Origin of the sequence: Kitasatospora sp. NPDC101183 (assembly GCF_044767945.1) — a bacterium.
In the GTDB taxonomy this organism is placed as follows: Bacteria; Actinomycetota; Actinomycetes; order Streptomycetales; family Streptomycetaceae; genus Kitasatospora.
This window is the reverse complement of record NZ_JBIWOW010000005.1, coordinates 155,613-166,874: the sequence shown is the minus strand read 5'-3', so window position 1 is coordinate 166,874 and position 11,262 is coordinate 155,613. Positions and strand designations below refer to the sequence as shown.

The 11,262-nt window shown below is 74.2% G+C and carries 2 protein-coding genes; both read right to left on the bottom strand.

All coding sequences use genetic code 11. The features are described from left to right. Nucleotides 1-25 precede the first annotated feature (25 nt). Nucleotides 26-1,705, bottom strand: coding sequence for a phytoene desaturase family protein (locus ACIRRS_RS08315; RefSeq protein WP_402966691.1), 1,680 nt, complete (start codon nt 1,703-1,705; stop codon nt 26-28). Further along, on the bottom strand, nt 1,692-10,919 hold the full coding sequence (locus ACIRRS_RS08310; protein WP_402966689.1) for an amino acid adenylation domain-containing protein: 9,228 nt from the start codon (nt 10,917-10,919) through the stop codon (nt 1,692-1,694). Before ACIRRS_RS08310 ends, ACIRRS_RS08315 begins: the two co-directional genes overlap by 14 nt. Nucleotides 10,920-11,262: the final 343 nt, after the last annotated feature.

Genomic DNA, 11,262 nt, shown 5'->3' with positions numbered 1-11,262 from the left:
CTCTGCCGGTCGGTCGAGGCCCGGCTCATTCGGCCGCCCCCACGGTCGCGCGGTCCAGGCGGGGCAGCTTCCCCCACTTGCCGGGGTGCCAGGGTTCGGCGCTCTCGCTGGGCCAGGCGCGGAAGGGCAGGCCGAGCTCCCGGCAGAGGTACTGGGCGGCGTAACGCCCGCTGGTGGCGGCCCTGATGAGGCCGCCCAGCGCCGTCCACTGCCCGGCCATGGAGAACCCGGCGAGGCCCGGCACGCGCATCCGGTCGCGGTTGACGAGCCGGTTGGCGGCGTCCTCGGCCTCGGAGAAGGCCTGCCAGGCGAGGATGCTGCCGTAGGTGTTGCCGGTGAAGCGCTCGGTGGTCACCGGCGAGGCCACGTCGACGAGTTCGACGCGGCGGCCGATCCCCGGGTACGTCCGCTCCAGGAACTCCCGGACGAACGCGGCGACCTCCTGCTTGCGGGCGCGGTAGGCACGGCGGTCGCGCACCTTGAGGTCCTTCCAGGAGCGGTAGTCGCTGAAGTAGGTGCAGTGCAGGACGGACTTGCCGGGAGGGGCGAAGCCCTCCGCGTAGGCCGAACGCATCTGCACCACCAGGCTGTTCTGCAGGGTGCCGGGCAGCCGGCGGGCGGCCTCGGGGGGCAGCAGGTAGGTGGTGCTGTGCGGCTCGCCGGGCGGGAGGGGGCCGTCGAGGCCGACGAATGCGGAGACCACGGCCGGGTACAGGTTGCCGGGCTTGTCGAGGAGTTCGCCGTAGAGCCGGTCCAGGGTGGGGCTGGTCCACCGGCCGCCGAGCAGCTTGCCGAGGACGGTCGGGCCGTCGCAGGCGGCGACCACGTGGTCGGCGAAGTGCTGCGAGCCGTCCTTGAGCCGCACACCGACGGCGCGCCCACCCTCGATCAGGACCTCCTCGACGCGGCAGCGGTAGCCGATCGTCCCGCCCAGGGAGGTGTAGCGCTCCTCGACGGAGCGGGCCAGGCCGAGCGAACCCCCTTGGGGGAAGCCCGCGTTGCCGTTGTGGGCGGCGGCGAGGGTGTAGAGGTAGGGCAGCAGCGGGAACCCGGCCGGCTCCTGGAGGAACATGGTCGGGAACGCCCGCCGCAGCAGCGGGTCCTGGAAGCGCTCGGCGAAGCCGCTCATGGGGGTGGTCGCGGTGCGCCAGTACAGCCGGAAGGCGGGCAGGACGGCGCGCAGGGTGCGCAGCCGCTCGGCGGCGGTGCGCAGGCCCGGCGCGGTGGGCTCCCAGGGGGCCTCGTGGGCGACGAAGCGGCGCAGGTCCCGGCAGAAGGAGCGGATCGGGTCGGCGTCGCCGGGGGCGAGGTCGAGCAGGTGGGCTTCGAGGCGGTCGGGGTCGCAGTGGAAGGTGACGGCGCGCCCGTGCTCGTCCACGACGCGGTTGAACACGTCGAAGTGGGTGACGGACTTGCCGTCCAGGGCGCCGAGTTCGCTCCAGATCCGGTGGGCGCCGGTGCCCTCGGCGGTGCCGATGAGCCAGTCGACGCAGTAGTCGAAGAGGTAGCCGTCGCGGGACCAGGCGGTGCAGCAGCCGCCGGGCAGGACGTGCTTCTCGAAGATCCTGGTCTCCAGGCCGCTCATCTGCGCGTAGCAGCCGGTGGCCAGGCCCGCGAGGCCCGCGCCGATCACGATGACCCGGGGCGGGCCGCCGTCGGGCCGCTCGCGGGCGGACCAGTCCGGTCCGCGCTCAGCCCCGGCCATCGGAGCCCCCTTCGGCGAGCAGTCGGGCGGCCAACTCGGCGTTGCGGGCGGCGGTTTCGCCGTCGAGCATCTCGGCGTGGCTGCCGTGGCCGGGGTGAACGGTGGTGCCGCCGGTGGAGGCGCCCTGCCAGGAGCCGTCCTCGCCGCCGGTGTGCACGGCGAGCCTGTCGGGTTCGCAGATCACGTCCAGCCGGGCCGCGACCGTGCCCAGGTTGGGCGTGCGGCTGCAGAACTCCAGGTAGTCCCGGGCCTGTCGGAGGGTCTCGTCGGCGACGATCCGGGAGCCGGTGTGGCGGTGCAGGTGCTCGCGGAGTTCGGCCTCGAAGACGGCGAGGTGCTCCTCGCCGAGGTCGAAGGCGCCGTTGATCCGGTAGGCGTCCACGAGCAGCACGGAGGCGACGGCGCGACCGCGCGCCTCCAGTTCCTCGGCGACCTCGAAGGCGAGGTTGCCACCGAGGGAGTAGCCGAGCAGGGTGTACGGCCCGCCGGGGTGGAGTTCCTCGACGAGGTCGGCGTACCGCCGGATCTTGTCGTCTCCGGTCAGGTAGTTGAAGGCGGCGACGCGGTGTTCGGGCAGGTGGGCGGCGAGTTGGCGGTAGACCAGCCCGTGGCCTCCGGCGGGCGGGAAGCAGAAGACCGTACGGGCCTCGGGCGCCTGGGCGTTGAACCACAGGTACGGCTGCCCGCCGGCGAGTTCGCCGGTGATGATCTGCTCGATCGTGCGGGCCATGCCGTGCAGGGTGGTGACCTTGAACAGCTGGCCGACGGGGATCTCGATGGTGAACTCGGCCTGGAGGTGGTGGATCAGCTCGATCAACCGGATGGAGCTGCCGCCGAGTTCGAAGAAGTCGTGCTGGAGTCCGACCCGGTCGAGGCCGAGCAACCGCTGCCAGTGGTCGGCGACGCGCTGCTCGTACAGGGTGACGGGCGGTTCGTGGCCCTCGCCGCCGGTGTCGGCCTTGGGCTCGGGCAGGGCGGCGAGGTCGACCTTGCCGTTGGGGGTGAGCGGCAGGGCGGGCAGTTCGGTGAGGTAGGAGGGGATCATCACGGTGGGCAGGTTCTCGGCGAGGTGGCGGCGCAGTTCGCGCCGGTCGAGGGCCGCGCCCTCGGCGGGCACCAGATAGGCGGCCAGGACGGCCTCGCCGGAGGCGTCCTTGCGCACCGTCACGCAGGCGTGGGCGAGTTCGGGGCGGGCGGTCAGGTGGGCCTCGATCTCGCCGAGTTCGATGCGGTGGCCGCGCACCTTGACCTGGTTGTCGATCCGGCCGAGCAGGTGGGCCGTGCCGTCGGCGCTCCAGTGGCCGAGGTCGCCGGTGCGGTAGAGGCGCCTCGGCGTGCCGTCGAGGTCGAGGGCGGTGAAGCGGCGCGCCGTCTGCTCGGGGTCGCCGAGGTACCCGGCGGCCACGCCCGCACCGCCGATCCACAGTTCGCCGGGCACGCCGACGGGGACGGGCTCGTCGTAGGGGTCGAGGATGTACAGCTCGCTGTTGGGGAAGGGTCTCCCGATGGGGACCATCCGGCCGGGCTCCAACTCCCCGGCGTCGCCCTCGTAGTAGCTGCTGTCCACGGTGGCCTCGGTGAGGCCGTAGGAGTTGACCAGCCGCGTCCCCGGGCCGCACAGGGCGCGCAGGCGGCGGTGCTCGGCGGCCTTCCAGGAGTCGGAGCCGACGATGAGCAGCTTGACGAAGTCCAGCCGCAGGCCCTCGCGTTCGCAGTGGGCGATCAGGGCGCGGGCCACGGCGGGGACGAACTCGCCGCAGTCCACGGCCTCTTCGCGCATGACCCGGTGGAGCCGGGCCGTGTCGAAGAGCAGGTCCCGGTCCACCAGGACCAGCGTGCCGCCGGTGCCGAGGGCCCGGGCGAGGTCGCCGGTGAAGACGTCGAAGGCCGTCCCGGCCATCTGGAGGTGCGTACGGGCCTCGGTGTCCAGCCCGTACTCGGCGCGCCAGCCGGCCGTGACGGCGGCCAGGTTGCGGTGGGTGACCTGCACGCCCTTGGGGCGGCCGGTGGATCCGGAGGTGTGGATGACGTACGCCGTCCGGTCCGGGTCGGCGCAGGGCAGCGGGCCCTGGTCGGCGGAGGGCCGGTCCAGCTCCTCCAGGGTGACGGGTTCGGCCGGCAGGCCCTCCGGTACGGGGCGGCGCTGGTCGACGACGACGAGGGCGGCCCGGGCGTCGGCGATCTGGTGGGCGATCCGGTCGGCGGGGTGGTTCGGGTCCAGCGGCAGGTAGGCCGCCCCGGCGCGCCAGATGGCGAGCAGGGTGGTGATCAGCTCGGGGGTCTTGTCGAGGTGGACGGCGACCACCGCACCCTCTCCGACGCCGAGTTCGCGCAGCCGCAGCGCCCGGCGGTGGGAGCGGGCGTCGAGCTCGCCGTAGTCGAGGCGCTCGGTGCCCTCCCGGCCGGGGGCGACGACGGCGATCGCCTCGGGGTGCTCGGCGGCGGCCTTGGCGAACAGCTCGGGCAGCGGCGCCTCGTGGTCGATCCGGCGCCCGGACCCGCTGAACTCGCGCAGCAGGGTGCGGCGTTCGTCGTCGCCGAGCATCCGCAGCCGTCCGACCGGCTCCTGGGCCCCGGCGCGGGTCATGGCGTCGAGCAGGGTGCGGTAGTGGGCGGCGAGGCGATGGACGGTGGCGGGCTCGAAGAGGTCGGAGTTGTACTTGAGCACGCAGTGGAAGCTGCCGTCGGAGCGGTCCTCGTAGGCCGAGAGCGTCAGGTCGAACTGGCCTTCCTCCTCGGGCAGTTCGATGTACTCCAGGCGGTAGCCGAAGCGCTCCACGGCGACCTTGTGGGTGAGCAGGATGAACATCGCCTGGAAGACGGCGGAGCGGCTCGGGTCGTGCTGGAGGCCCAGCTGCTCGACCAGCAGCGGGAACGGGTACTCCTGGTGGTCGAGCCCGCCGAGGACGCTCTCGCGCACCCGGGCCAGCAGGTCGGCGACGGTCGGCTCCCCCGCGAGGCTGACGTGCAGCGGCAGCGGGTTGACGAAGTACCCGTAGACGGAGCCGAACTCCTCCTGGGTGCGCCCGGTGACGGGGCTGCCGACGACCACGCCGTCCTGCCCGGACCAGCGGTGCAGCAGCAGGTAGTAGGCGCTGAGCAGCACCATGAACGGGGTCGCGCCGTGATCGCGGGCCAACGCGTGGACGCGGGCGGTGAGTTCGGCGTCCAACCGGAAGAACTCGGACGCGCCGTTGTGGGTCTGCACGGCCGGGCGGGGCTTGTCGGTGGGCAGCGCCAGCACGGGCATCTCGACGGGCAGGTGGCCGCGCCAGTAGTCGAGCATCCGGTCGGCCTCGGGCCCGGCGAGGAAGCGGTTCTGGTGGTTGAGGAAGTCCAGGTAGCGGGCGGCCACCGGCGGCAGTTGCGGGGCGCGGCCCTCGCGCAGCGCCGCGTAGACCTCGAACAGCTCCTCGATGAAGGTGAAGGTGGAGATCGCGTCCGAGACGATGTGGTGGACGGCCTTCATCAGCACCCACCGGTCGGGCCCGCGCCGGAAGAGCCGCAGCCGCACCAGCGGGTCGTGCTCCAGGTCGTACGGCCGGCGGTACTCGCGGACGAGCAGCTCGTGGATCTCCTCCCAGGGGCGGCCCTCGACGTCGAACAGCCCGGTGTCGGCGGCGGGTTCGGCGCGCACGTGCTGGACGGGCCGGCCCTGCTCGGTGGTGAAGGCGGCGCGCAGCAGCGGGTGCCGCTCGACGAGGTGGCGGAAGGCCGCGAACAGCAGCTCGGGGTCGAGCGCGGCGCGGACCTCGACGGCGCCGCCGATGTTGTACGCGAAGCCGTCCGGGTGCAGCTGGCGCAGGAACCAGAGCGCCTGCTGGTTGTGGGTGAGCGGGAAGCGGGTCTCGTCGGTGTGGAGTTCGACCTCGGCGCGGGCGGGGCCGCCCTCGGCGGCGAGCAGGGCGGCGAGGCCCTCGGTGAGCAGCTCGGCGAGGTCGCCGACGGTGCCGTTGCCGAGCAGCGCCACCACCGGGAGGGCGACGCCGAGTTCGGCGTGGACGCGGGCGCGGAGCTCCATGGCGAGCAGCGAGTCCAGGCCGTGGGCGCCGAGCCTGGTGGTCTCGTCGATGCGGTCGGCGCCGGTGCGCAGGACGGCGGCCGCGGCGGCGGTGAGCCGGTCGAGGACGAGGGCGCGGCGCCCGGCGGGCCCGGCGGGGCGGTAGGCCTCGAGGAAGCCTCCGGACTCGGCGGGGGCCTGGTCGGCGGCCGCGGCGGCGAGTTCGGCGACCAGCGGCGGCGGCGCCGGGTACCAGGCGAGGAAGGTCGGCCAGTCGACGACGGGGGCGACGAGCAGCTGGGCGCGGTCCTGGCCGAGGACGCGCTCCAGGACGGCGGTTCCGGCCTCGGGCGGCAGGGAGTTCATGCCGCGGGCGTCGCGGTAGTGGGCGACGAGGCCGAGTTCCTCGATCATGCCGGTGGCCCAGGGCCCCCAGTCGAGGCTGAGCCCGGGCAGGCCGGCGGCGCGGCGGTGGTGGGCGAGGGCGTCCAGGAAGGCGTTGCCCGCCGCGTAGTTGGTCTGCCCGGCGGTGGTGAGCAGGGAGGCAACGGAGGCGAACAGCACGAAGTGGTCGAGCGGTTCCTCGCGCAGCAGCCGGTGCAGCAGGTGGGCGCCGACGACCTTGGGGGCGTAGCCGGCGTCGAAGGTGGGGCGGTCCATCTGGGCGAGCAGGGTGTCGCGGACCTGTCCGGCGAGGTGGAACACGCCCCGGACGGGCGGGAGTTGGCGGGTGCGGTAGTCGTCGAGCCAGGCGGCGAGGGCGTGTTCGTCGGTGACGTCGACGGGGGCGATGAGCGGGGAGGCGCCGAGGGCCTGGAGTTCGCGCAGGAAGGCGATCCGCTCCCCGGCGGGGGTGGCCGGGTCGGCGGCGGCCCACTGGTCGCGCTCGGGCAGGGCGGTGCGGCCGACGAGGATCAGCCGTCGGGCGCCGCGCCGCACCAGGGTGCGGCAGAGCAGCCGGCCGAGCGCGCCGAAGGCGCCGGTGACGAGGTAGCTGCCGTCGGCCCGCAGGACGGGCGGCAGCGGGCGGGTGAGCCCTTCGGCGGGGCGCAGGCGGGCGGTGAGGCGGCGGCCCGCGCGCAGGGCGATCTCCTGCTCGTCGCGGGCGGCGAGTTCGGCGAGCAGGGCCTCGGCCTGGTCGGCGGCGGGCCGCGCGGGGTCCAGGTCGATCAACGTGCCGCGCTGGGCGACGAGTTCCTGCTGCCAGAGGACCCGGCCGACGCCCCAGGCGGGGGCGCCGAGCGGCTCGACGCGGTCGCCCTCGGCGGCGGCCTGGGTGCCCCGGGTGACGATGTGCAGCCGCAGGTCGGGGCGGGCGGGCAGCGCCCGGGCGAGGGCGATCAGGGCGTAGGCGCCCCGGGTGGCGAGCCCGGCCAGCTGCCCGGGCGTGGTGGCGTCCAGGGCGGGCTGGTCGAGGTTCCAGAGGTGGACGGCGGTGCGGTGGGCGGGGCCGAGGTCGGCGAGGAGCCGGGCGTGGTCCTCGACGGAGTCGGGCCGGACGGTCGAGGCGCCCTCGCCGAAGGAGTAGGCCGTACCGGGGCGCACGAGGTGGGCGCGGCGGGTCAGTTCGGCCAGTCGCTCGGCGACGCCGCCCTCGTCGGCGAAGACCAGCAGGTCGCCGGGCTCCTCCTCGGCGGGGGCCTGCGCCGCCTCCGTCCAGGCGAGTTCGGTGAGCCACCCGTCGATGGTGGCCAGGCCGACGGAGGCGGCGGCCGTGGTGACGTCGGCGGCGCGGAAGCCGGTGATCCGGCCGAGCGGGGCGCCGTCCTCGGCGTCGTACAGGGCGATGTCGCCGACCAGGTCCCCGCCGCCGTCGCGGGTGACGGTGGCGTGGGCCCAGAGCGGGCGGGCGCCGATCGCGTCGAGCCGCAGCTCCTCGATGGCGACGGGCAGCCGCACGCCGCCGCCCTCGGGGGCGTGCAGCCGGGTGGTGAGGAGGGTCTGGAAGCAGGCGTCGAGCAGGGCGGGGTGCAGGTGGTGGCCGTCGGCCCGCGGGCCGAGCGCGGCGGTGGGCTCGATGCGGGCGAGGGCCTCGCCGGGCCCGGCCCAGACCTCGGTGATCGCCTGGAAGGCGGACCCGTAGTGGTAGCCGAGGTCGGCGAAGCGCCGGTAGCAGTCGGGCCCATCGAGGCGGGCCCGGGCGCCGCGAACGGCCTGCGCGTCCAGGGCGGGCCCGTGGGCGCGGGGCTGGCCGGTGCGCACCCGTCCGGTGGCGTGGACGACGCTCTCGCCGCCGGGGGTGGAGGCGACGGTGAAGCGGGCCTCCTCGGGGGCGTAGCCGAGTTGGACGGTGACGGGCTCGGCCTCGGAGAGGACCAGCGCGCGCTGGAGTTCGATGTCGGCGAGGGCGACCTCGGTACCGCCGGTGAGGGCGCGGACGGCCTGGGCGGCCATCTCCAGGTATCCGGCGGCGGGGAAGACGACCTGGCCCTCGATGCGGTGGTCCGCGAGGTAGGGCAGCCGCTCCGGGTCGAGGGCGCTGCTCCAGGTGGGCTGGGCGTTGGCGGTGCGCCGGCCCAGCAGCGGGTGGTCCAGTTCGCCGAGGCGGACCTGGCGGACGGCCTGCGGCTCCGTCCAGTAGCGCTCGCGCCGCCAGGGGTAGGCGGGCAGCGGCACCGGGCGGCCGGCCGGGTGCAGCACCGTCCAGTCCAACTCGACGCCGACGGTGTGCAGTTCGGCGAGGCTACGGGTGAAGCGGGCGGGCTCGTCCTCCTGGCGCCGCAGGGAGGGCAGGCCGACGGCCCCCTCGGCGGTCTCGCGGATGGCGTGGCCGAGGACGGGGTGCGGGCCGACCTCCAGGAAGACGCCGACGCCCTCGGCGGCCATGCGCTCGACGACGGCCCGGAAGCGGACGGTGTCGCGGACGTTGTCCCACCAGTACGCCGCGTCGAGCTCCGGCCCGACGGCGACGCCCTCGCGGCCGGTGAGGTGCAGCGGCAGCGTGGCGCGCTGCGGCTTGATCCCGGCGAGGCCGTCGAGCAGCTCGTCCCGGATCGGGTCCATCAGCAGGCTGTGGTACGGGACTTCGACCTCCAGGGCGCGCACGAACACGCCCTCGGCAGCCAGTTGCCCGGCGAGCTCGCCGATCGCCCCGGTGTCCCCGGCCAGGGTGACGGAGGAGGGGCTGTTGACGGCGGCCAGCGAGGCCAGCTCCCGGTACGGGCGCAGCCGCCGCTCGGCCTCGGCCTCGGAGAGTCCGGCCGCGATCATGGCGCCGGTGCCGGCCAGCCGCTGCTGGAGGCGGCTGCGGGTGAGGATCACCCGGACGGCGTCCGGCAGGTCGTACACCCCGGCCTCGTAGAAGGCGGCCGCCTCGCCGGTGCTGTGCCCGGCGACGACGTCGGGGCGGACCCCTCGACTGCGCCACAGGGCCGAAAGGCCGACCTGCAGCGCGAAGTTGGCGGGCTGGGCGAGCCAGGTGTGCGCCATCCGCGAGTCGGCCTCGTCGCGCAGCATCTCCTCCAGCAGGCTCCAGCCGGCCTGGTCGCGGACCTCCCGGTCGACCTCCTGGACGGCGGCACGGTACACCGGCTCGGTCTCGTACAGGCCCCGGCCCATGCCCCACCACTGGGGGCCCATGCCGGTGAAGATCCAGGCGAGGCGCCGCTGCCCGCGCTCGCGGGCGCGGCCCCGGGCGAGGGCGGGGTGGTCCTCGCCGCGTTCGCAGGCGGCGAGGGCCTCCTCCAGCTCGGGCCGCGAGGAGTAGGCGACGGCGAGCCGCTCGGGCAGGTGCTGGCGCCGGTGGGCGAGGGTGTGGCCGAGGTCGGCGAGCGGCGCGCCCTCGGCGAGCTCCCGCCGTACGGCGCCCGCGAGTTCGGGCAGGCCGGCGGCGTCGCGGGTGCTCAGCGGCAGCACCGTGCACGCCGGGCCCCGCACGGGGGCGACGGGCCGGGCCTCGGGCGCCTCCTCCAGCAGGACGTGGGCGTTGGTGCCGCCGAAGCCGAAGGAGTTGACGCCCGCGCGGGCGGGGCCCTCGTGCACGGGCCACTCCAGCGCGGCGGCGGGGATCTCGAAGGGGAGGGCGGCGAGGTCGATGGCGGGGTTGGGCCGCTCCAGGTTGATGTGCGGCGGGATGCGGCGGTGCTTGAGGGCGAGCGCGGTCTTGATCAGCCCGGCGACCCCGGCGGCGGCCTCGGTGTGCCCGATGTTGGTCTTGACGGAGCCGACGTAGCAGCGCTCCCCCGCGCGCCGGCCCCGGCCGAGGACGCGGCCGAGCGCGGCGGCCTCGATCGGGTCCCCGACCGGGGTGGAGGTGCCGTGCGCCTCGACGTACTGGAGGCTGCCGGGCTCGATCCCGGCCTCGGCGCAGACCCGCTCGATCAGGGTGACCTGGGCGTCGGCGCTGGGGACGGTGATGCCGTTGGTGCGGCCGTCCTGGTTGACGCCGGTGCCGAGGATGACGGCGTGCACCTGGTCCCCGTCGCGCAGGGCGTCACGGAGCCGCTTGAGGACGACCACTCCGACGCCCTCGGCGCGGACGTAGCCGTTGGCGGAGGCGTCGAAGGCGCGGGAGCGGCCGTCCGCGGAGAGGAACCCGCCCTTGGTCTCGGCGATCGTGTACTGCGGGGTCATGTGCAGCAACGCGCCGCCCGCGAGGGCGAGTTCGGTCTCGCCGCGCAGCAGGCTCTGGCAGGCGAGGTGGACGGCGACGAGGGAGGAGCTGCAGGCGGTGTCGATGGACAGGCTCGGGCCGCGGAAGTCGAAGCTGTGCGAGATCCGGTTGGAGACCATCGTCATCATGGTGCCGGTGGCGGTGTGCGAGGCGATGGTGGAGAAGTCGAGGTCGGCGAACTGGAGGATCTTCCAGTCGAGGGTGAACGCGCCCATGTAGACGCCGACTTCGCGACCGGCGAGGTCCCCGGGGCGCTGTCCGCCGTCCTCCAGGGCCTCCCAGACGACCTCCAGGAGCTTGCGCTGCTGCGGGTCCATGTGGGCGGCTTCGCGGGGGCTGATGCCGAAGAACTCCGGGTCGAAGGTGTCGAAGCCGTCGATGTAGCCGCCGCGGCCGCCGGTCAGCCGGCCGGGCTTGGCGCGGTCCCGGCTGCCCAGGGTCGCCGTGTCGTACCGGTCGGCGGGGGTGTCGGTGAGGCAGTCACGGCCCTCGATCAGGTTGCGCCAGTAGGTCCGGTGGTCGTTGGCGTGTCCCGGCAGGCGGCAGCCGATTCCGGTGATCGCGATCCGTTCGAAGGGCACGGCGAAGGGCGAATTGGTCATGGTCCCTTCCGGGGCTGGTGGCGTGACGGGGCCGGCTTCGGTGCGGGGTCGTCGGTGGTGCGAGGGGGGTTACCCAGGCACAAGAATGAATATTCCGACCACGAACACTGAATTGAAGATCAGCACACAATCCATCGTTCTTCGCAGGCTGATGACCGGTTACGACAGGAAACGATCAGTGACTCTAGCCGGATGTTGACTCCTGGTCAGTCATTCGACGTGTTAACGCCACGATTGACCCGATCGACGCAAGGTATGCACACGAAGTTGACGAAAGCCCGGAGTGAAACCGGCGCATTCAGCCGTTCCTTCAACACATTCGGCGCTCGCGTACGCGGCCCGC